Origin of the sequence: Blautia sp. AM29-29, assembly GCF_003480555.1 — a bacterium.
Taxonomy (GTDB): Bacteria; Bacillota; Clostridia; order Lachnospirales; family Lachnospiraceae; genus Fusicatenibacter; species Fusicatenibacter saccharivorans.
In genome coordinates this window covers 1-22,795 of record NZ_QUJD01000027.1, presented here as the reverse complement: position 1 = coordinate 22,795, position 22,795 = coordinate 1, and the positions used below count along the sequence as shown (strand labels likewise).

Here is a 22,795-nt window from a genome sequence, read left to right as displayed (position 1 = left end):
AGGGCTTGACCTAATTGGTTGTGTTCACAAGATGGAATGATAGATGTGTAGTGTATGCGGTTTTGAAGGTATATCAAATATCTTCAATTAAATAATCCTCGATAGCTCAATGGTAGAGCATTCGGCTGTTAACCGAAGGGTTGTTGGTTCGAGCCCAACTCGGGGAGTGAATGCGGCCTGTAAGAGTTTCTTACAGGTCAGTTCTTTCAAAAAGTAAATATGGCTCCGTGGTCAAGCGGTTAAGACATCGCCCTTTCACGGCGGTAACACGGGTTCGATTCCCGTCGGAGTCACTGAATATAAAATATTTGTTATGTATGCCGATGTGGCTCAATTGGCAGAGCAGCTGATTTGTAATCAGCAGGTTATCGGTTCGAGTCCGATCATCGGCTCTTTGGACCTTTAGCTCAGTTGGTTAGAGCAACCGGCTCATAACCGGTCGGTCCCGGGTTCGAGTCCCTGAAGGTCCACTTTAGTTCCATATTTTATATTCTGTATATGTCTGGCCCGGTGGCTCAGCTGGTTAGAGCGCCGCCCTGTCACGGCGGAGGTCGTCGGTTCGATCCCGATCCGGGTCGCTTTAAAAAGTCTGCGGAAGCAGGCTTTTTTCGTGTATAAAATTTCTTCCAGCTATAAAAGATGCCGTATTTCAGACATAGAAAAAAGTCTGAAAGACGGCATCTTGCTTAACAGATAAATTAACGGATAAAGTTTGTGCCGACGCGTGGTTCCTTTTCCGGAAGACCAAAGGATTCTTTTCCGAGCTGGATGCTCTTCATCAGAAAACTCATATTCCGTGCAAGGGTACGCATGATCTGCAGGCCTTCGAGATCTTGCTGTGCCTCGTCCGCATTATTTCCATGGATACTGTTCCAATACTGGCCGGAAGCAACCGGCATGCCGGAGATGGTGAAGTATTTGTTCAGCTCATCAAAGGTAGCGGAAAGACCGCCGCGGCGTGCAGAGACAACCGAAGCGCCGACTTTCATGGTCTTGTCAAAGTGTGTGCTGTAGAACAGCCGGTCAAGAAAAGCAATAAGTGTTGCATTTGCAGATGCATAATAAACCGGACTTCCGACAACAAGGCCGTCAGCCTCTTCAAATTTCGGAGCAACCTCATTTACCATATCGGAAAAAGCACATTTTCCGAGCTTGGAACAGGCACCGCAGGCAACACAGCCGCGGATATCTTTATTTCCGATATGTACGATTTCCGCCTCAATACCATTTTCTGTAAAGACTTTTTCCATTTCGTGCAGGGCAGTATAAGTGCTGCCTTTTGCGTGAGGACTTCCGTTGATTAATAATACTTTCATTTGATGGTACCTCTCTTTCGTAATTTTCTTTATTATAACACCGGAAAAGATGCAAATAAAGACGCTTTTTTGGGCAAAAACTGATCTTAACAGAAATAGCTGCTGGACGGTATAATACAATCAGCAAAGAAGGCAAAACTTGCAATGGGAGGTTACCAAATGAAGATAGAGAGAATTCTGATTGAAGATCAGATGGCACCGATCGGGCTGGATGAGAAAAAACCGGCATTTTCCTGGCTGCTGACGGCAGAAGAAGGAGAACAGAATCTGATGCAGAGCGCATGCCGGATCGTTGTGCGCACCGGAGAAGATACTGTGTGGGACAGCGGAAAAATGGAAACCGGCGTATCAACAGGGATTGGTTATGAAGGAGAAGCACTGCAGCCCTGTACCAAATATGAGGTAAAAGCAGAGGTGTGGGATAACCACGGCGGAAAAGCAGAAGCAGAAAGTTCCTTCGAGACAGGCCTTATGGATTCTTTGTATGCAGCATGGGAGGGAGCTGAGTGGATCGGCGCACCGCATGCGACGGTATGCGCGGAAAACCGCGGTGTTTTTACGATCGAGAGTGAATTTTGGATGGAAGGCGGGAAGGGAGAAGCGGGTATCGTCTTTGGAGCCAATGACTTCCGTCTGAACGATCATACGAAAAATGAGCTTGGCATGGAAGGGGAGAACTATATCCGTTATGCTGTGTGCCTTGAGGATGGAGATGCACGCCTCGAAATTTACCGCGTGGGCTATGCGCCGGAGGATACAGCGGAAAAACCGTTTGCCGTTACGAAACTGGTCAACTGGAAAGAGAAAACGCAGGAAATCCTGACACCAGAGAATGCCGATGCCTTTCATAAGCTGACCGTAGAGGTTGACGGCAATGTGGCATACGCCTATGTCGACGGCATTCTCGTGGATGCAATTGAAGAGCATGGATTTTTTGGAACGAAAGTATCAGGCCGCCAGCTGAATCCGAGAGGAAATAACGATGTGCTGCCGTATCCGAGACTGAATGAGATCGGATTTTATGCAGGAAAAGGGACGACAGGATATTTTAAGAATCTGACCGTAAGAAACGTAAGAAAACCATCCGCGGAAATTGTTCGTGAGACGCCGGAAGGACGGCTGGATGGGGGAAAAAGTATCTTTGCGGATCAGATTCCGGTGGAAAACGGATACTTTAAAGTAGAAGACAGCCAGATTACGGCAGATCCGTCCCATCATTCAATTCCAATGCTGCGGTCGTGTATTTCCTGCCAGAAAGAGAAAAAACTGGTATCGGCACGCCTTTATATTACTGCGCGCGGTATCTACGACTGCCGGATCAACGGACAGGAGATCACGGAAGATCTGCTGCGTCCGGGTCTGACACAGTATGACCACAGAATGAACTATCAGACATACGATATCACAGGGCTGATGAAACCGGGCCGAAACGGAATCGGCGTGACGCTGGCATCGGGCTGGTGGAGCGAGGCACAGACCTTTGTGGTGAAGAACTTCAATTACTTTGGAGACAAGGAGAGTCTGCTTGCCAAGGTTGTCATGAAGTACGAGGACGGCAGCCGCGAGGTCTTTGGAACAAATACCGAGGATTGGAAGTATTTCGGAGAAGGTCCTTACCTGTTTTCCAGCTACTTTGCCGGAGAGCAGTACGATGCGCGCCGGGCAGAGGTTTACGAAACTTATTCTCTGCCGGAGTTTGATGACAGCACCTGGGAAAAGCCAGTTGTTGTGGATACCGTCATGATCGAAGAGTTCTGCACGATGCCGGGCTTTGGACGGTCCTGGCCGGCGGTTCATGAGCAGAAGCCGGAATATATCGGTGAGTACGATGCGCCGGTGCGGATTGTGGACCGGAGAACGGCAAAGACGAGAAAAGAGCTGTTCCCGGGTGTGTATCTCTACGATCTGGAACAGGAGATGGCTGGTGTACCGCGGATTACACTGCATGAGAAGGCGGGCACAAAGATCATCATCCGCTATGCGGAGGTGCTTTATCCGGATCTGCCGGAGTATGCCGGAAAAGAAGGCACGATGATGCTGGAAAATTACCGGGATGCGACGAGTACGGATGTTTATATCTGCCGCGGCGGGGAAGAGGTGTTCCAGCCGAAGTTTACCTTCCACGGCTACCGCTATATTGAGATCAGCGGTGTGGAGCATGCGCCGGAGCTGGAAGAAGTAGAGAGTCTTCAGTATTCTTCTGTGACGGAATTCCATGGAAGCCTTACGAGTAGCCATAAACTGCTGAATCGGTTTGCCGAGAATGTTTCCTGGTCACAGAAATGCAACTTTATCAACATTCCGACCGACTGCCCGCAGAGAAATGAGCGCATGGGCTGGGCGGGCGATACGCATATTTTCTGCCATACGGCGCTCAACAACAGCAGCCTGAAGAAATTCTATGAGCGGAACCTGCAGGCGATGCGTGATCTGCAGACACCGGAAGGCCAGTACCCGGAGATTGCACCGGTGGGCGGCGGATTCGGCGGCATTACGTATGAGTGTGCGAGTATTTTTATGGCGTGGGAACTGTATGAGCAGTATGGGGATATCCGCACACTGGAGAAATTTTATCCTGGCATGCAGAAATATATGGACTATATGAAGGATAAGGGTCTGCCGGGAACGAAGGTAAATCCGGCGATCGGACCGCTTGGCGACTGGCTGGCACCGGAAGAGACGGATCTGCTGCTTTTATGGAATGCATTCTATTATAAAGAAGCCGATCTGATGAGCCGGATTGCCGGTGCGCTCGGAAGAACAGAGGAGCAGCATCAGTATGAGGCGCTTGCTGCGAAGGTGAAGAAATTCTGGAATGAGACATTTGTACTTCCGGATTCCGGAAAGACCTGCAATGCGGACGGAACGCTGTGTGATACGCAGTGCTCGTATGCAATTGCACTGTCTTATGGTGTGGCAGAAGACAGAAAGAGAATAGGAGAGCATCTGATCCGAAAGACGAGAGCGATCGGCCATACGGTCGGAACGGGATTCTTTGGAACGGGTATTCTGAACCAGATGCTGACCGAGCAGGGCGCTGTGGAGGATGCCTGGAAGATGATGCTGCAGACGGCATTCCCATCGTGGCTGTATCCGGTGACCCAGGGAGCGACGACGATCTGGGAGCACTGGGATTCCTACACGAAGGAAAAAGGCTTCGGCGGACAGAATGCGATGAACTCGTTCAATCATTATTCTCTCGGAAGCGTTCTTTCCTGGCTGTATCACACGGGACTTGGTATCCAGAGAGACGAGACAAAACCGGGTTATCAGCACATTCTGCTGAAACCGCAGCCGGGCCCGCTCGAGTTTATGAAAGGTTCCGTAGACAGCCCGTACGGCGTGATTTCTGCCGGATGGGAGCGGAAAGGTGGCAAAATAGAGTATCAGGTTACGATTCCGGTCAATACAACGGCAACCCTGTTTAAAAACACGCAGGATCCGGCGGATACCGTGGAACTGGGAAGCGGAACGTATACTTTTATGCTGTAAAAAGAAAACCCGAAAGGCTCCGGCAAAGAAATGGGAGACTTTCGGGCGGAAAGAGAAACGCTGTCGGAGAGAAGAGAACTCCGGCAGCGTTTTCTTTGTCATGTTTATTTTTCGGCAGTCATGTGCAGATGACGTTTGATCGCTTCAAAGCTTTCCTGGCTGATGACATGCTCGATGCGGCAGGCATCTTCCGTGGCGGTCTGCTCATCAACACCAAGGCTCATCAGGCCGCGGGAGAGGAGCTGGTGGCGCTCATAGATCATCTCTGCGATCGCGCGTCCGCTGTCGGTCAGGTAGATGTAGCCTTCCGGCGTTACGCGGATCTGCTCTTTTTCTCTTAAGTTTTTCATGGCAACGCTGACACTTGATTTTTTAAAGCCAAGTTCTTCTGCAATATCAACACCGCGTACAACGGGTTTTTTCTGACTTAAGACTAAAATAGTTTCCAAATAATTTTCTGCGGATTCGTTCGTTTTCAGCAAGATGTTCACCTCGTTTTTCTAAATAGCTGAAGATTCATAAATATATATACATATAGAATAGCATATTTTTCGGAATAGGGCAATGATGGTTTTTGATGGTTTTTCTTAATTTCAGAAAAGTTGTAAGATTTCAGAAAAAAAAGACAATGAGGATAGAAGAAGAAAAGCAAGATAAAAGATGACAGGGGGCAAAAAGAGAGGTAAAATAGGAAAAAACAATGAAATTTAGATGGAGGTTAGGACATACCATGGAACAGGTGATAAAGAAAAGACTGCAGCAGGTGATGGATGCGTCCGTTGCAAAAGGAGAGACACCGGGCTGTCTTCTGATGGTGATCAAAGACGGAGAGGAGCAGGTTTATCTGGAGAGCGGATATGCGGATATCGAAGCAAAAAAGCCGGTTTCCCGCGATAATATTTTCCGTCTCTACTCCATGAGCAAGCCGATTACCGCGACGGCCATGATGATTCTGGTAGAGCGCGGAATCGTCGATCTGGCGGATCCGGTCAGCAAGTATCTGCCGGGCTTCCGGAACCCGGTTGTATGTACAGCGGATGGGAAGATAGAAAAAGCGGAGCGGGAGATCCTTCTGGAGGATATTATGAATATGACATCCGGGCTGACGTACGGCGGAACGGATGAGACGGGACGGCAGACCGATGCACTTTTTCAGGAGGTGATCCACGGACTTAAGGAAGAAAACGGCGGAACGATCAGTACAGTAGAATTTGCAAACCGTCTTGGAAAAGTCCCGCTTCTGTATCAGCCGGGCCAGTCCTGGAGTTATGGAACGTCGGCGGATGCCGTAGGTGCGGTGATTGAGGTGGCAAGCGGCATGCGCTTTGGGGATTTTCTGAAAAAAGAAATTTTCGAGCCGCTCGGCATGAACGATACCGATTTCTGGGTTCCGGCAGAAAAGCAGGATCGTCTGGCGAAGGTGTATGACTGCAGGGAGGGACAGCCGTCCGTCTGTTATCTGGACAATAACCTTGGCATTCAGAACGATATGGCGTACCGCCCGGCATATGAGGCAGGCGGAGCAGGCCTTGCATCTACCATCGACGATTATGCGAAATTTACGCAGATGCTGCTGAACGGCGGCACCTACAACGGTGTACAGATTCTCCGTCCGGCGACGGTAAAATTTCTGGGAGGCCACACATTAAGCGCGGTACAGCAGGCAGGCTTTGATAACTGGATCGGTCTGGAAGGATTTTCCTACGGAAATCTGATGCGTGTTCTGGTAGATCCGACGCGTGCGGTAACGCTGGGAAGCAAGGGTGAGTTCGGCTGGGACGGCTGGCTTGGATGCTACATGGAAGTCGTGCCGGAGCAGAATATGACATTTCTGATGATGACCCAGAAAAAAGATGCCGGAACGTACACCCTGTCCCGGAAGATCCGAAATATTATTTTCAGCGAATAACTTTTCATGAGAGTGATTCTCAAGTAAGGCCTTCCGGCCCGTCAGATCAGACGAAAAAAGTGCCGGAAAAGAAACAACTTAACGAATCAGACGGAACATATGAGCAAATTGCTGTAAAACTACGTCGAATTTTGTCTAAAACGGATATTTGCAGTGAGACAGATGTATGCTATTTTAGTGTCAGTCGAAAATGAAGGCGATTTCATTACTACTTTCAGAAAAAACAGCAAAAAAGGGATATCGTGTAAGTTTTTGACCGATTTTGAAGGAAATAAAAGAAAGAATTCAAAATCATGAAAAGAAGACTAAAAAGCAGAAAGGATGCAGAAAATATGATTTCGTTACCGTTAAAGTTTGATGAAGTAGAGAGTGTAGAAGAATTTGTAAATATGGTGAAACGTCTGGATTACGACGTTGACGTAAAAATAGGACGATGCGTCTTTGATGCGAAATCCCTGATGAGTGTCCTGATGATCGCCGGAAACCCGGATGCGGTTGTGGAAGCCCATACGAACGATATCGAAGCATTTAAAAAGAAATTTAAGGATTACCTTCAGTAAGAAAAAAAGTCGGAAAGGCACTGTGTGTAAGATGCATGGTGTCTTTTTTGATGCACGAAAAAGCGGGTGAAGTATCTTGCCGGGGAGACGTGTGCATGGTAAAATAAAGTCTATTGGGATGGAAATAAGAGAATCAAAAGAACGGGCTGATGTAGAAGAAGTTTTTCGTAAAAAAGGAGGCACAAAGTGGAAGAAGAGAAACTGGAAAGAAGCATCAGAAAATCAGAGATTCCCGGACTTACGAGGGAAGAGGAGGAAGCACAGCTTGCGAAGGTGATCGGGATTGCCGAGCAGAATCTGGAACAGGCGAAGGCGGATATCCGGCTGGCGAATGAGGACCTGGCGGATCTGATGGAGACGTACGACGCAAAAGAGGCGGAAGGCCTGGCGCTCTGGAACAACGCGACGGCGAAGCTGAATGCGTACCAGCACGGCATGGCGCGGCTGGAAAAAGCGAGAAAGAAGCCGTATTTCGGGCGGATTGACTTTCAGGATCCGCGGCTTTCGTTTTTAGAGTCCTATTACATCGGGCGCGTCGGCATTTCCGATGAGAAGGCGGAACCGGTTGTGCTGGACTGGCGGGCGCCGATTTCCTCCGTCTATTATGAGAACAGCACCGGGCCGTGCAGCTATACGGTGAGTTCAGAGGGTACTTTTTCGATCGATCTGAAAAGAAAGCGGACGTATGAGATTGAAAATGACCATCTGAAAGACTTTTTTGATTCCGATGTGGTAGCGAACGATGAATTGCTGACAAAGTATCTGGCGAAGAACAAAAAAGCGGTGCTCGGTGAGATCATTGCGACGATCCAGCAGGAGCAGAACCTCATTATCCGCAGATCCCCGAAGACGAATCTGATCGTACAGGGCGTGGCTGGCTCCGGAAAGACGACGGTGGCGATGCACCGGATTTCGTACATCCTCTATAATTACGAGGAGGACTTCCGGCCGGAGGATTTCTATATCATTGGAAGCAACCGCATTCTGCTGAACTACATTACCAGCGTTCTGCCGGAACTCGATGTATACGGCATCCGTCAGATGACGATGGAGCAGCTTTTCATCCGGCTTCTGTATGAGGACTGGGACGAAGAAAAGTACATGGTACACACCATCGACCGCGCGGATGAGAAAAACAGCATAAAGGGCGGAAGCGGCTGGTTTTTCGATCTGGAAAATTTCTGCCGTACGTACGAGGCAGAGCAGATTCCGCGGGAGCCGGTGCGGCTGGAAAAAACGGGAACATTGCTTCTGAACGCCGAGTATATTGATAACTATTGCAGGGAGCAGTCCACACTTTCCATGGAAGGAAAGATGTGCATGCTGAACGAGATCCTGCTGGCAAAATTTGAGAATGAGGTTTCGGGAAAAGAAGTGACGTTTCCGGCGCGCGAAAAAAAGGCGCTGAAGCGGAAATACGAGAAATATTTTGGAGATGGAAAATGGCGGGGATCCATTTTTGATCTCTATTTACAGTTTCTGGAGCAGCAGGCGGAGAAAGGAAAAGCGGTGGAAGTGCCGGAAAACTCCTTTGATGTCTATGATCTGGCGGCGCTGGCATACCTCTATAAGCGGATCAAGGAAAACGATCCCGTGCGCGAGGCGAGCCATGTGGTCATCGACGAGGCGCAGGATTTCGGGATGATGGCGTACCAGGTGCTTCATTACTGTCTGCGTGACTGTACGTATACCATTATGGGAGATACGTCGCAGAATATCCATTTTTTCTACGGCCTGAACGACTGGGAGGAGCTGAAAAAGCTGATTCTGACCGGTACGTACGATGCGTTCGGCGTTCTGCGGAAGAGTTACCGGAATACGGTGGAGATCTCCGATTTTGCAAATGAAATCCTGCGGCACGGGGATTTTGCAATTTATCCGGTGGAGCCGGTGCTGCGGCATGGAACGGCGGTGCGGAAAGAAGCATTTGACGATGAAGCGGCGCTGCTCGCCGCGGGTGTTCAGACAATCAAGACATGGCAGGCGCAGGGATATGAGACGATTGCCGTTGTATGCCGTGATGAGGCAGAAGCGGCGGATACGGCGCGGAAGCTGAAACAATACGTGCCGGTTGTGGAGGAGGATCTCGAGACGGCAGAGTTCGGCGAGGGCGTGATGGTGCTCCCGGTGGCATATACGAAAGGTCTTGAGTTCGATGCGGTGCTGCTTCTTGATCCGACGGAAGAAAAATATCCTGAAAATGACGGGCAGGTGAAGCTGCTTTACGTGGCGGCGACGCGGGCACTGCATGAGCTGGCGGTGCTGTATACAGGAGAACTGACGGGAATCCTTGCCAAAGAAGCGCCGAAAGGCCGTCACAATCAGGAATTTGCCATGGAGACGCTGACGAAGGCGAAAGAGTATGAGAAGGTTTCGCTGACGCAGAAGGAGGCGCGTGAGGAGAACCGCGCGATCGGCATTCAGGAGATGGACGAGCGGAACAGCCATGGACCGAAACGGATTGTGATCAAGCCGGAGCAGAGGCCGGGAATGGCGCCTGGAAATACAAGCACGACCGGAACAGCGGTGATGGCAAAAGGCAGTACGGCAACGCGGAGGGGTGCGGCAGAAACGGGAGAAGAAATTGCCGCAAAGACAATGCAGCAGCGTGCACCGGAAGGGGTGTCATCTATTTTTGCTGGTGCGGCTTATCATGGAAAGGCAGGCGGCAAAGCGCCGGGAAGCAGACGGAGTGCAGGAACACAGACAGAAATGCAATATGGAACGGGCACGGCCGGAGTGCAGAGTGCAAAAAGACCGGGCGGAGCAGGTATGGTACCAGGAGAAGCCGAGAAGACGGAGCGCCTGAATACCTCACCTTACGCTTTCGGTGCAATCCCGGAAAACGAGCTGCTGCGCATCAAGGGCCATTCGAAGATCAAGTGTGCGGTGAAATGGGCGAAGAAAGGAAAATCGGCGGTTGAGATTGCCAGCATGTACGGCATCTTACGCATCACCCCGATCACGCCGGAGGTGATCCGCATCAGTTTCGTAAAGGGTGTGACCGCAAAAGTGCAGGACACGTACTGGAAGCCGAAGGCAGATACCGCGTTTCCGTGGAGTGCGAAAGAATCGAAGACGGCGGTGCTGGTCGAGACGGAAAAGCTGCGCGTCATGGTAGAAAAAAAGGACGGCGCGGTGCAGTTCCTGACGCCGGACAACAAACCAATCCTTTCCGAGAAGCGTGACGAGCCGCGCATGATCGACGGCGGCATGACATGGATGTTCTTCGACTGGAGCGGTTCCGAAAAGCTGAAAGCAAAAGGCATTCTTTCGACCGAGTGGCTGGATCTGACCGCGAAGGCGCGCTACGTCTCTTTTGGCGGAAAGCAGGCGCGGATGCCGCTGCTTGTTTCGAACCGCGGCTACGGCATTGCGGCCGCCGCGTCCCGGACGGCACTGCTGTGCAATGTACGGACGTTTGGAACGTATCTTCACACCGCAGGGGACGGACAGATTGATTATTACTTCATTCTCGGAAAAGACCGGGAGGAAATTGTAAAACAGTATAAAGAGCTATAAAAGGAGCAGACATTTTATGAAAACTCTGGTAATTGCAGAAAAACCATCCGTGGCACGCGACATTGCGCGCGTACTGGGGTGCAGCAAAAAAGAAAACGGAGCGCTGGCGGGAAACAAGTATATCGTTACCTGGGCGCTCGGCCATCTGGTGACGTTAAAAGATCCGGAAGACTATGACAAAAAGTATAAGGAATGGAATATGGCAGTTCTGCCGATGATGCCGGAAAAACTGCAGATCAAGGTCATTCCGCAGACGGGAAAACAGTACCATGCGGTGGCGACACAGCTTGCGCGGAAGGACGTGAATGAGATTGTCATTGCAACCGATGCCGGACGCGAGGGTGAGCTGGTGGCGCGGTGGATTCTCGACAAGGCACATAACCAGAAGCCGTGTAAGCGTCTCTGGATTTCCTCTGTGACGGACAAGGCGATCCGTGAGGGTTTTGCCAATCTGAAGGATGCGAAAGAGTACGACAATCTCTACCGCGCTGCCGTTTCCCGTGCCGAGGCGGACTGGCTCGTCGGCATCAATGCGACGCGGGCGCTGACCTGTAAATACAATGCACAGCTTTCCTGCGGCCGTGTGCAGACGCCGACACTTGCCATGATCGCACAGCGCGAGCAGGAAATCCGTGAATTTGTCCCGAAACCGTATTACACGGTGACGGCCGCGGCGGGCGGTGTGGTCTACACCTGGAAAGATGAAAAATCGGGCGGTACAAGAATCTCTGATCCGGAAAAGGCAAAGCAGATCGCAGAGAAGGCAAAACGGTATCCGCTTGTCTTACAGAACGTAGAAAAGAAGAAAAAGCAGAAAGAAGCGCCATTGCTCTACGATCTGACGGAGCTGCAGCGCGATGCGAGCGCACGGTTCGGCTATTCGGCAAAACAGACGCTGAATCTGATGCAGAGCCTCTATGAGACCCATAAAGTCCTTACGTATCCGCGGACAGATTCACGGTATCTGACGAAAGATATCGTGCCGACGTTAAAAGAGCGGCTGGATGCGGTCAGCATCGGCCCGTACAAAGCACTGGCCCAGCAGGCGAAGCGCAGTCCGCTGAACGGAAAGCTCTCCTTTGTCAATGATGCGAAGGTTTCCGATCACCATGCCATTATCCCGACAGAGCAGTACGTGCAGTTATCCGCACTCTCGAACGAGGAGCGCCGCATTTATGATCTTGTTGTGCGCCGTTTTCTTGCGGTACTGTTGCCGCCGTGTGTATATGAAGAGACGGTGATCCAGGCTTCCATCGAAAAGGAATGCTTTACTGCGCGCGGAAAGCGCATGGTCGAGAAAGGCTGGCAGGAGGCGTACGAGGATAACCGGTACGACGAAGAGGATGAGGCGAAAGAAGAGGTGCGGGAGCAGAATCTGCCGCTTCTGGAGGCAGGCATGAAGATCGGGCAGCCGAAGATCAGTCTCCGCGAAGGAAAGACAAAACCTCCGGCACGCTTCACGGAAGGCACGCTGCTCTCCGCGATGGAAAATCCGGTCCGCTACATGGAAAACCGCGACAGCAGCCTGGTAAAAACGATCGGTGAGGCGGGCGGCCTTGGAACGGTTGCGACCCGTGCGGATATCATCGAGAAGCTGTTCCGCAGCTTTCTGCTGGAGAAAAAAGGCAATGAGATCTATCTGACCTCGAAAGCACGCCAGCTTCTGAAGCTGGTTCCGGCGGATTTGAAAAAGCCGGAGCTGACGGCAAGCTGGGAGATGCAGTTAAACGACATTGCAAAGGGAAAGAAGCGGCGCGATGTGTTTATGAATGAGATCCGCAGCTACACGGTGGAACTGATCGATGAGATCAAGACGGAAGAGGGAACGTTCCGCCACGATAACCTGACGAACAAGAAGTGCCCGAACTGCGGAAAACGGCTGCTTGCGGTGAATGGAAAGAACGCAAAACTGCTCGTCTGCCAGGACAGAGAGTGCGGCTACCGCGAGACGGTTTCCCGCACGACGAATGCGAGATGCCCGGTCTGCCATAAGCGCATGGAGATGATCGGAAAGGGCGAGGATGCGACGTTTGTCTGCGCCTGCGGCCACAAAGAGCGCATGACAAAATTCCAAGAGCGCCGCAAAAAAGAGGGCGGCGGCGTGACGAAGCGCGATGTGGCAGCTTATATGAAGAAACAGAAAAAAGAGGCAGAAGAGCCGGTGAACAATGCGTTTGCCGCGGCATTAAAAGGAATTAAATTATAAAAAAGGGAGCGAGTTCTGCCGAAAATCAAAAAACGGCGGAACCCGCTTTTTTTGTTAAAATCGTTGAGGAAAAGGTCAAAAAAAGTGATTGTTTTATGCAGAGTTATGCCGTAAAATAGAAACAAATGATATAAGAAACAGGAAAATTCTGAAAATAACAACAGGGAGGTTTTTCAATGAAACAGACAGATCTGGAAAAACTGCTGGCGGATATGTCGCTGAAAGAGAAAGTAGATCAGATGCTTCAGTTAAGCGGAGCATTTTACCTCGGGGATGAAAACAGCGTCCTGACCGGCCCGGCAAATGACATGGGAATCGGAAAAGAGGACCTGGAGATGGCCGGTTCCATTCTCGGTGCAGCCGGTGCCGATACGATGAAAAAACTGCAGGATGACTACATGGCAAAACAGCCGCATCACATCCCGATGCTGTTCATGATGGATGTCATTCACGGCATGAAGACCATTTTCCCGGCGCCGCTGGCGCAGGGAGCAACTTTTGATCCGGAGCTCTCCGGCGAGTGCGCGTCTGCAGCCGCAAAAGAAGCATCCGCGGCCGGACTTCACGTTACCTTTTCTCCGATGGTTGACCTTGTGCGCGATGCGAGATGGGGCCGCGTTGTGGAATCCACAGGCGAAGATCCGTACCTGAACAGCCGCTTTTCCGAGGCGATCGTAAAAGGCTTCCAGGGCGATGATTTAAAAACACCGGGAAAAGTTGCCTCCTGCATCAAACACTTTGCAGGCTACGGCGGAGCAGTCGCAGGAAGAGATTACAACACCGTAGAGCTCTCAGAGCATACCTTCCGTGAATTCTATCTTCCGGCATACAAAGCAGGCATCGATGCGGGCGCAGCGATGGTGATGACATCATTCAACACGATCAACGGCGTTCCGGCGAGCACCAACAAATGGCTGATGCGCGATATCCTGCGCGGCGAGATGGGATTTGACGGCGTGCTGATTTCTGACTTTGCAGCCATTCTGGAAACCGTTGCCCACAGAAGCTCGAAAGATGCCGCCGATGCAGCGAAAAAAGCGCTGGAGGCAGGCGTGGATATTGATATGATGACATCCGTTTACGCCGCAAACCTCTGCCGTCTCGTAGAAGAAGGTGAAGTGGACGAGCATCTGATTGACGAGTGCTGCCTGCGGATTCTGGAGCTGAAAAACAAACTGGGACTGTTTGAAAATCCATATAAAGATGCGGATGCCGAGAAAGAGAAAGCATACAGCCTCTGCCCGGAGCATCGTACACTGGCGAAAAAAGCAGCGGAGGAATCCTTCGTCCTGCTGAAAAATGACGGTGTACTGCCGCTCGACACTGCGAAAAAGATCGCATTTGTCGGCCCGTATACCAACAATCATGAAATCAAGAGCAGCTGGTCCTTCACCGGCGACAGCAAGGACTGCGTGACGATTCAGGAAGCAGCCGAGAAAGTATTCGACGCATCACGCACCACGTATGCAGAAGGATGCCCGGTTATCGGAAACGATGTGGAGCTGATCGGATTTACCGAGACGACACCGAAAAAATACAGTGAGGAAGAGCTTGCTGCCATGGAGCAGAGCGCACTACAGGCAGCAAAAGAGGCCGATCTCGTGGTAATGCCGATGGGTGAGCATTATCTGCAGAGCGGCGAGGCGACCAGCCGTGCCATGATCGATGTGCCGGAAATCCAGATGGAGCTGTTCCACAAAGTGCTGGCCGTCAACCCGAATGTGGTTGTCGTTCTGTTCAACGGCCGCCCGCTGGATCTGCGGGAAATCAGCGCTAAAGCAAAAGCCATTCTCGAGGTATGGTTCCCGGGAACCGAGGGCGGAAGCGCTGTTGTGGATGTTCTGACCGGAAAGAAAAATCCGTCCGGCCATCTGCCGATGAGCTTCCCGTACTGCGTGGGCCAGGCGCCGGTCAGCTACAACGAGTATTCCACCGGAAGACCGAATCTGCCGGGCATGAAAGAGCGGTTCCGCTCCAAATATCTCGATATTCCGAACGCACCGCTGTATCCGTTTGGTTACGGACTTTCCTATACCACGTTTGATATTTCCGCGGTAACACTGGATCAGAACGAGATGGATAAAAACGGCAGAATTGCAGCGCATGTGACCGTGAAAAATACAGGTGATACGGCTGGCTGTGATGTTGTACAGCTGTACATCCGTGATGATTATTCCGATGTGGTTCGTCCGGTGCGAGAGCTGAAAGGCTTCCGAAGAGTAGAGCTTGCTCCGGGCAAAGAGCAGGAAGTGACCTTCTATATTACCGAAGAAGATCTGCGCTACTACCGTCTCGACGGAACCTTTGGAAGCGAGCCTGGAACGTTTACCGTATTTGTCGGTGACAGCAGCACGACGGAAAACAGTGCGGTATTTACACTGAAATAAATGCAGCAGGAAAAAGGAGAAAACTTATGGAGAAAACAACGAAAAACGGAATCCACCGCATCACACAGGCAGGCGGAAAAACGATTGCCTGGGCGGAGGAGTCCGGTGTAAAGGTATTGGAAAAAGATGGATATTACTTTAAAGATCTTGCAAAAACTGGCGAACTGCTGCCGTACGAGGACTGGCGTCTTTCCGATGAGGAGAGAGCGGCAGACCTTGCGGGTCGTCTTTCGATTGAAGAGATTGCAGGCCTTATGCTGTACTCGCCGCACCAGGCGGTACCGCCGATGCCGGGCGGACCATTCCAGGGAACGTTTGACGGAAAAACGTATCTCGAATCCGGCAAAGAGCCGTATGCCATTTCTGACCAGCAGAAGGAATTTCTGGAGGACGAACACATCCGTCATATTCTGCTGACGAATGTAGAAAGCCCGGAGATTTCCGCAAAATGGAGCAATGAGCTGCAGAAACGGGCAGAGACACTGCCGTATGGTATTCCGATCAACCTCTCCTCTGATCCGCGGAATGGAGCAAAGGATTCCGGCGCAGAGTTCAAGAGCGGCGGAAGCGAGATCAGCAAATGGCCGGAGGGTGTCGGCTTTGCAGCATGCTTCGATCCGGAAGTAGCCGGACAGTTTGCAAAGGATGCCTCCCGTGAATACCGGGCACTCGGCATCACAACGGCACTCGGACCGCAGATCGACCTCTGCACCGAGCCGAGATGGATGCGCTTTGTCGATACGTTAGGCGAAGAAGTGGAGATGTCCAAAAAGCTTACCCAAGCGTACTGTGACGGTATGCAGACAACGGAAGGGGAAGCAGACGGCTGGGGAAAAGACAGCGTCAACACGATGGTCAAACACTGGCCGGGCGGCGGCACCGGAGAGGCCGGACGCGATGCACACTATGCATTCGGACAGTTTGCCGTTTATCCGACCGGAAATTTTGAGGAGCATTTAAAACCGTTTACCGAGGCAGCCTTCCACCTGGACGGACCGACCGACTGCGCATCCGCGGTTATGCCGTACTACACCGTATCCTACGGCGTGGACAAGAAAAACGGCAAGAACGTCGGAAACTCCTACAGCGAGTACCTGATCAAGGATCTGCTGCGCGGAAAATATGAATTTAAAGGCATTGTCTGCACCGACTGGGGCATCACCCAGGATCCGGAGAAGACGATTGAGGGATTTGGAAGCCGCTGCTACGGCGTGCAGGATATGACCGAGGCAGAACGGTGTCTGCTGGCGATCACAAACGGCGTTGACCAGTTCGGCGGAAACAGCGAGTCCGGTCCGATTGTCGAGGCGTATAAGATCGGCTGTGAGAAATACGGCGAGAAAGCGATGCGTGAGCGCATGGAGCTGTCCGCCAAACGTCTTCTGATCAACATTTTCCACTGCGGCTTGTTTGAGGACCCGTATCTTGATCCGGAAGAATCCGCAAAGATTGTAGGATGCGAAGAGTTCTGCCGCCATGGCTATGAGGCACAGCAGAAATCCATCGTCCTGCTGAAAAACAGTGCGAAACGCGCACCGGAAGGACAGAAGGGTGTGCTTCCGCTGAAGAAAGGTTTGAAGGTTTATATTCCGGAGAGAAAGATCGGACCGTCCAAAGCGTTCTTCCGCATCGATCTGCCGGCAAAAACCGAAGATCCGCTGCCGGATGGACTGCCGTCCAAGTACGGTACACGCGTATCATCACCGGAGGAGGCCGATGTGGCGCTGGTATTTGTCGAAAGCCCGGCATGCAACCCGTATTCCACCGAAGATCTTGCGAACGGCGGCAACGGCTATCTGCCGATTACACTGCAGTACCGCCCGTATACGGCGAAAAAAGCGCGTGAGGTGAGCATTGCCGGCGGTGATTTCCGCGAGAATTTCACGAACCGCAGCTATTTTGGAAAGACAAACACTGCCTACAACGAGGCTGATCTCGACAATATTCTCGAATGCCGCCGCGCGATGGGCGACAAGCCGGTGATCGTCTGCGCAACCGTCAACAACCCGATGGTGATGCATGAATTTGAAGCCGAAGCCGATGCGATCGTCGCAGAGTTCGGTGTTTCGAGAGCCGCTGTGCTCGACGTTGTCTTCGGCGGTTACAACCCGACCGGCCGTCTGCCGATCCAGATGCCGAAGGATATGGATGCGGTTGAGGAGCAGAGCGAGGACCGTGCGTTGGATATGGAAACCTATATTGACAGCGAAGGACATAACTATGACTACGGTTATGGCATGAATTACGAAGGCGTTCTTCCTGCATGGAAAAAGTAAAAGAATAACAGAAAACCTGATCGGCACCGGGACCGCGTGTGTTTCGGTGCCGATATTGGAAACAAAAGACAGAATAAGGAGGACTTAAAAAGAGATGATTGTTCCAAAATATTTCGAAGATTTCGATCACCTGCATGTGAATACCATGCCGAACCGTGCCTACTACATTCCGGCATCCCGCCGCATGGAGGATCTGGTGGAGAACCGGGAGGCGTCGGACCGCTTTTTCCTGCTTTCCGGCGACTGGAAATTTCGCTATTTTACCAGTGTTTACGATGTAAAAGAGGAGTTTTTCGCAGAAGGATACGACACTTCTGCATTCGAGACGATTCCGGTGCCGTCCGTCTGGCAGAATTATGGCCATGACCACCATCAGTATACGAACGTCCGCTACCCGTTCCCGGTGGATCCGCCGTATGTGCCGTATGAGAACCCGTGCGGTGCGTACGTGAGAACGTTCGAGTGGAAAAAACAGGAGGAAGCACCGAGGGCATTCCTGAATTTTGAGGGCGTGGATTCCTGTTTCTACGTGTGGATGAACGGCAGCTTCGTCGGCTACAGCCAGGTGTCTCATTCTACGAGTGAATTTGATGTAACAGACTTCTTAAAAGATGGCACCAACACCATCGCCGTACTGGTGCTGAAATGGTGCGATGGAAGCTATCTCGAGGATCAGGACAAATTTCGCATGAGCGGCATTTTCCGCGATGTCTATCTGCTTGCAAGACCAGAAAAAGGCATCCGCGATTACTTTGTAAAGGCAGCGCCGGATGCATCGTACCAGAATGGAGAAGTTTCGATTGCGATTACCTGGAATGACGGGGAACCGCAGGAAGGAACGGCAAAGCTGTTTGATGCAGAAAATCATCTTGTGGCAGAGGCAGCGTTTGACGGCGATACGGTTCAGATGCATGTAAAAGATGCACATCTGTGGAATGCCGAGGAGCCGTATCTGTATACGCTGGTGCTGGAGACGGCGGGTGAGGTGATCAATGATCATGTCGGCATCCGTGAGATCCACGCGAAGGACGGTGTGCTGTACCTGAACGGCGTGAAGATCAAATTCCACGGAACAAACCGCCACGACAGCGATCCGGTGACGGGATTTGCAATCAGCCTTGCACAGATCAAAAAAGATCTGAAGGTAATGAAAGAGCACAACATCAATGCGATCCGGACCAGCCATTACCCGAATGCGCCGTACTGTTATCAGCTTTATGACCGTCTCGGTTTTTATGTCATCGATGAGGCGGACAATGAGAGTCACGGCACAGAGGAAATTTATGCGAATTACACGAGCTGGGAAGAGTATGCGAAGAACTGGAATAAACTAATTGCGAACAATCCGGTATTTACCGAGGCAACCGTAGACCGCACACAGCGTTGCGTAGAGCGCGATAAAAACCGCCCGAGCGTTGTCATCTGGTCGATGGGAAATGAGTGCGCATACGGCTGTACCTTCGAGGCGGCCTTAAAGTGGACGAAGGAATTTGATCCGACGCGTCTGACGCACTATGAGTCGGCACGGTATGTGGATGATCCGAAGAAATACGATTACAGCAACCTCGACCTCTACAGCCGCATGTATCCATCACTCGAGGAGATCAAAAAAGAGCTGGTGGAGTACGGGGATAAGCCGTATATCATGTGCGAATACTGCCATGCGATGGGCAACGGCCCGGGAGATCTTGAAGATTACTTTGAACTGATCCACAGCGAGGAGAAGATGTGCGGCGGCTTTATCTGGGAGTGGTGCGACCACGCGATTGATATGGGAAAAACGATCGAGGGAAAGAAGATGTACGCGTACGGCGGCGACCACAACGAGTATCCGCACGACGGCAACTTCTGCATGGACGGACTTGTTTATCCGGACCGCACACCGCATACGGGTCTGATGGAATTTAAAAACGTGTATCGTCCGGTGCGCGTGACGGGATATGATGCCGAAAAGGGTACACTGACCATCAAAAACTATATGAATTTTGTGAATCTGAAAGATTACGCTGTGCTCGGCTATGAAGTGCTTGTGGACGGTGAAGTGACGGAGAGCGGCAAGATTACAGATGAAGCACTGCTGGAGCTTGCGGCAGGCTGTGAGAAGACGATTCCGCTTGCCATTTCCGTGTCGGAGCAGGGAAAATGTGCGCTGAAGGTTACCTGGTATCAGAAACAGGCCACTGAGGTGCTGCCGGAGCAGTTCGAACTGGGATTTGAAGAAGTTCCGGTGAAAACGAAAGATAATCAGAACCAGAAGGCAAAAGAGATGATGAAGCGCCCGGATGGAACGGCTTCGTTTGGATGGAAAGAGGACGATCATTATCTGACGGTATCGACGGAACAGTTCAGCTATACCTATAATAAGTTCACCGGCCTGTTCGAGGAAATGTGCTATGCCAACCAGAATCTGCTCGACCGCCCGATGGAGCTGAACATCTGGCGTGCGCCGACAGACAATGACCGCAATATCAAGAATACCTGGATGCGTGCTCAGTATGACCGCACCGTGACGCGGGCGTATGAGACAACGGCAAAAGAAGAAAACGGCTGCGTGGAGATCGAGACAAGCTATTCGATTTCGTCGCCGGCTCTGCAGCGGATCCTTGCAGGTGTGATCAAATGGACAATTTATAGCGACGGAACGACCGATGTCCATGTAGAAGCAAAGAAAGACCCGGTATTCTCGGTTCTGCCGCGTTTTGGCCTGCGCCTGTTCCTGCCGAAATCGTTTGCAAAACTGACCTACTGCGGTCTCGGTCCGGTGGAGAGCTACGTGGATAAGCACCAGGCAAGCTATCACGGCGTTTTCCACAGCACACCGGCAGAACAGCAGGAAGACTATATCCGCCCGCAGGAGAACGGCAGCCACTACGACTGCGATTATGCAAGTCTTGCCAGTGATCGTGCGGTATTGACGGCAGTGGGCGAGAAAACCTTCTCATTCCAGGCATCTATTTACACGCAGGAGGAGCTGACCGCGAAAGCCCACAACTATGAGCTTCGGCCGTGCGGAAGCACTGTTTTCTGCATCGACTACCGCCAGGCCGGGATCGGATCGGCAAGCTGCGGACCGATGCTGCTGGAAAAATATCAGCTGAAAGAAACCGAAATCAGCTTCGATGTGCGGCTGAAACCGGAACTGCTGTAAAGTGTAGAATTTGAAAAATAAGAAAAGCGCTGTGCCCTCTCTCTGAAAGGTGAGGGAACGGCGCCTTTTTATATGATGTACAAAAAAAGTCTTGATAAACCTATTGAATTATCCTGGGCAAAAGTCTTTGCTGATGAAATATTTCCTGCCATTGATGAAAAGCGTTTTTCTGTCTTATACAGCGATAAGGCATCCAGACCGAATACTCCGGTCAACGTGATTGTTAGTGCGCTCATTATCAAAGAGCTTTTTGATTATTCCGATGACGAGATGGTCGAAAATCTTATGCTGGATTTTCGAATTCAGTACGCACTGCACACAACAAGTTTTGAAGAACAGCCTTTGAGTGACAAGACCTTAAGCCGTTTCCGCAAGAGGTGCTATGATTATGAAACACTTCACAACAAGGATCTTTACCATGATTGTGTGAAAGATTTAAGTGCTTCCATTGCAAAACTGATGGGAATCAGCGGTAAAGTCAGACGTATGGATTCCATGATGATCGAATCCAACGTCCGCAGGCTCAGCCGAATGGAACTGATATACACCTGCATTGCAAAGCTGGCGATGTATGTGAATAAAATCAATGGTTCCGTTCTGTCTGGCAATTTAAAACATTATATCGATCCTAACGATTTCAACAGAGTGATGTATCATCAGCGCAGTACCGATGCAGATGAGCGCATGAAGCAGCTCTTAACGGATGCGGATAAACTTCTTGCCCTGTGTGAGTCTGATTACAATGATCGAATCCAACGTCCGCAGGCTCAGCCGAATGGAACTGATATACACCTGCATTGTAAAGCTGGCGATGTATGTGAATAAAATCAATGGTTCCGTTCTGTCTGACGATTTAAAACATTATATCGATCCTAACGATTTTAACAGAGTGATTTATCATCAGCGCAGTACCGATGCAGATGAGCGCATGAAGCAACTCTTAACGGATGCGGATAAACTTCTTGCCCTGTGTGAGTCTGATTACAATGATTCAACAGAGTATGATCTGTTTGTCAGATGCCTGTCAGAACAGACCATTGTTGAAAATGAAAACCGAAGACTCCGCACGAAAGAAGACGGCGGCATGAAATCAACCATGCTGCAGAATCCTTCTGACCCTGAAGCGACATTCCGGAATAAAGCAGGAAAAGAGCATCGAGGATATGCTGCTAATCTTGAAGAATCCGTTGGAGCCAATGGTTCTGTTGTAACAGAGTACCAGTATGAGCAAAACAACCATAGTGACAGTCAGTTTATCCAGGAGCACCTTGCGCAGATGGATAACCAGGAAGAACGGACTGTTATAGTCACGGATGGAGCATATAGTGGAACAGAAAACACACAACTTGCAGCTCATAAAAACGTAGAACTGATTACCACAAGTCTGACGGGGAAACCGGCTCCGGATATCCTTGCTGATTTTGAATTCAACGAAGAGGGAACAAAAGTCCTCCGATGTCCAGCCGGCCATGCACCGAAAAGCTGTTCTTATATGAAACCAAGCAATCAGTGTGCCGTTTCCTCTCTGCATGAGCAGTGTGCCAACTGTCCGTAGCAGGATCAATGCAAGCCGAAGATCTTTAAGAAGGTTGCAAAAATAGTAACATCCAAAGCAGCGCATGAACGTGCGAAAATCCAACGGAACATGAATAGCAAAGAATTCAAAAATTATACAAGGCTGCGTAATGGAGTGGAAACTGTTCCATCGAATATACGCAAGAATTACCACTTGGAAAAGATACCTCGTGGGAAACGGCGGGGCAAGTTCTTTTTCGGTTCCAAGATAGCAGCATTGAATTTCAGAAAACTCTTCAACTATGTGAAGGGTTTAGGACATTACGCTCAAAATCCGGTACTTGTATAAAATCAAGGAAGGGAATACCAGCGTATATCCGAAGAAATCCGGTATTACACTACAAAATATGAATTTTTCAAGGTGCTATAGAAATAGAGGACAAAGTTATTTATGGTTTTGACCC

The 22,795-nt window shown here is 50.6% G+C and carries 12 protein-coding genes and 5 tRNA genes; 15 read left to right on the top strand and 2 right to left on the bottom strand.

Annotated elements, in window-relative coordinates; all coding sequences use genetic code 11:
- Positions 1-95 precede the first annotated feature (95 nt).
- The 5 genes from DW769_RS15180 (at position 96) to DW769_RS15160 (ending at position 578) form a co-directional block, all read left to right on the top strand.
- Positions 96-167 (top strand) — tRNA-Asn (locus DW769_RS15180).
- Between the two features lie 54 nt (positions 168-221).
- Positions 222-293: transfer RNA gene (locus DW769_RS15175), tRNA-Glu, on the top strand.
- A gap of 26 nt (positions 294-319) precedes the next feature.
- A tRNA-Thr gene (locus DW769_RS15170) sits at positions 320-392 on the top strand.
- A gap of 4 nt (positions 393-396) precedes the next feature.
- A tRNA-Ile gene (locus tag DW769_RS15165) sits at positions 397-470 on the top strand.
- A 34-nt stretch (positions 471-504) separates the two neighbouring features.
- Positions 505-578 (top strand) — tRNA-Asp (locus DW769_RS15160).
- 120 nt (positions 579-698) lie between these two features.
- On the opposite strand, the gene DW769_RS15155 is transcribed toward DW769_RS15160, so the two are convergent.
- A complete protein-coding gene (locus tag DW769_RS15155; protein ID WP_022461984.1) occupies positions 699-1,316 on the bottom strand; it encodes a flavodoxin family protein in 618 nt (205 codons plus the stop codon).
- 159 nt (positions 1,317-1,475) lie between these two features.
- Between DW769_RS15155 and DW769_RS15150 the strand changes: the two genes are divergently transcribed.
- On the top strand, positions 1,476-4,808 hold the full coding sequence (locus tag DW769_RS15150; RefSeq protein WP_158565872.1) for an alpha-L-rhamnosidase: 3,333 nt from the start codon (positions 1,476-1,478) through the stop codon (positions 4,806-4,808).
- A gap of 104 nt (positions 4,809-4,912) precedes the next feature.
- On the opposite strand, the gene DW769_RS15145 is transcribed toward DW769_RS15150, so the two are convergent.
- A complete protein-coding gene (locus DW769_RS15145; protein WP_055221737.1) occupies positions 4,913-5,287 on the bottom strand; it encodes a metal-dependent transcriptional regulator in 375 nt (124 codons plus the stop codon).
- Positions 5,288-5,508: 221 nt separating this feature from the next.
- On the opposite strand from DW769_RS15145, the gene DW769_RS15140 reads away from it, so the two are divergent.
- The 9 genes from DW769_RS15140 (at position 5,509) to DW769_RS15100 (ending at position 22,371) form a co-directional block, all read left to right on the top strand.
- Complete coding sequence (locus DW769_RS15140; RefSeq protein WP_243037550.1) at positions 5,509-6,717, top strand: serine hydrolase domain-containing protein; 1,209 nt, start codon at positions 5,509-5,511, stop codon at positions 6,715-6,717.
- A 332-nt stretch (positions 6,718-7,049) separates the two neighbouring features.
- Positions 7,050-7,277, top strand: a complete 228-nt coding sequence (locus tag DW769_RS15135) for an HPr family phosphocarrier protein (RefSeq protein ID WP_147326098.1) — start codon at positions 7,050-7,052, stop codon at positions 7,275-7,277.
- Between the two features lie 186 nt (positions 7,278-7,463).
- The gene (locus tag DW769_RS15130; protein WP_243105471.1) at positions 7,464-10,799 is read left to right on the top strand and encodes a 3'-5' exonuclease; all 3,336 of its coding nucleotides are present in this window, start codon (positions 7,464-7,466) and stop codon (positions 10,797-10,799) included.
- A gap of 16 nt (positions 10,800-10,815) precedes the next feature.
- On the top strand, positions 10,816-13,005 hold the full coding sequence (locus DW769_RS15125) for a DNA topoisomerase III (RefSeq protein WP_118750592.1): 2,190 nt from the start codon (positions 10,816-10,818) through the stop codon (positions 13,003-13,005).
- 176 nt (positions 13,006-13,181) lie between these two features.
- On the top strand, positions 13,182-15,392 hold the full coding sequence (gene bglX / locus DW769_RS15120) for a beta-glucosidase BglX (protein ID WP_118750591.1): 2,211 nt from the start codon (positions 13,182-13,184) through the stop codon (positions 15,390-15,392).
- Between the two features lie 26 nt (positions 15,393-15,418).
- Positions 15,419-17,668: a glycoside hydrolase family 3 protein gene (locus DW769_RS15115; RefSeq protein WP_118750590.1), complete on the top strand. Its 2,250-nt coding sequence runs from the start codon at positions 15,419-15,421 to the stop codon at positions 17,666-17,668.
- Positions 17,669-17,762: 94 nt separating this feature from the next.
- The gene (locus tag DW769_RS15110; RefSeq protein WP_055226332.1) at positions 17,763-20,816 is read left to right on the top strand and encodes a glycoside hydrolase family 2 TIM barrel-domain containing protein; all 3,054 of its coding nucleotides are present in this window, start codon (positions 17,763-17,765) and stop codon (positions 20,814-20,816) included.
- A gap of 72 nt (positions 20,817-20,888) precedes the next feature.
- Positions 20,889-21,641 (top strand): transposase, encoded by a 753-nt coding sequence (locus DW769_RS16970; RefSeq protein ID WP_243105470.1) that lies wholly within the window; start codon positions 20,889-20,891, stop codon positions 21,639-21,641.
- Positions 21,592-22,371, top strand: a complete 780-nt coding sequence (locus DW769_RS15100) for a hypothetical protein (protein WP_118750589.1) — start codon at positions 21,592-21,594, stop codon at positions 22,369-22,371. Before DW769_RS16970 ends, DW769_RS15100 begins: the two co-directional genes overlap by 50 nt.
- Positions 22,372-22,795: the final 424 nt, after the last annotated feature.

Coding starts and splice junctions, on each gene's coding strand:
- DW769_RS15135 (WP_147326098.1), top strand. CDS start 7,050: ATGATTTCGTTACCGTTAAAGTTTGATGAAGTAGAGAGTGTAGAAGAA.
- DW769_RS15140 (WP_243037550.1), top strand. CDS start 5,509: ATGAAATTTAGATGGAGGTTAGGACATACCATGGAACAGGTGATAAAG.
- DW769_RS15100 (WP_118750589.1), top strand. CDS start 21,592: ATGGAACTGATATACACCTGCATTGTAAAGCTGGCGATGTATGTGAAT.
- DW769_RS15125 (WP_118750592.1), top strand. CDS start 10,816: ATGAAAACTCTGGTAATTGCAGAAAAACCATCCGTGGCACGCGACATT.
- DW769_RS15155 (WP_022461984.1), bottom strand. CDS start 1,316: ATGAAAGTATTATTAATCAACGGAAGTCCTCACGCAAAAGGCAGCACT.
- bglX (WP_118750591.1), top strand. CDS start 13,182: ATGAAACAGACAGATCTGGAAAAACTGCTGGCGGATATGTCGCTGAAA.
- DW769_RS15115 (WP_118750590.1), top strand. CDS start 15,419: ATGGAGAAAACAACGAAAAACGGAATCCACCGCATCACACAGGCAGGC.
- DW769_RS15110 (WP_055226332.1), top strand. CDS start 17,763: ATGATTGTTCCAAAATATTTCGAAGATTTCGATCACCTGCATGTGAAT.
- DW769_RS16970 (WP_243105470.1), top strand. CDS start 20,889: ATGATGTACAAAAAAAGTCTTGATAAACCTATTGAATTATCCTGGGCA.
- DW769_RS15150 (WP_158565872.1), top strand. CDS start 1,476: ATGAAGATAGAGAGAATTCTGATTGAAGATCAGATGGCACCGATCGGG.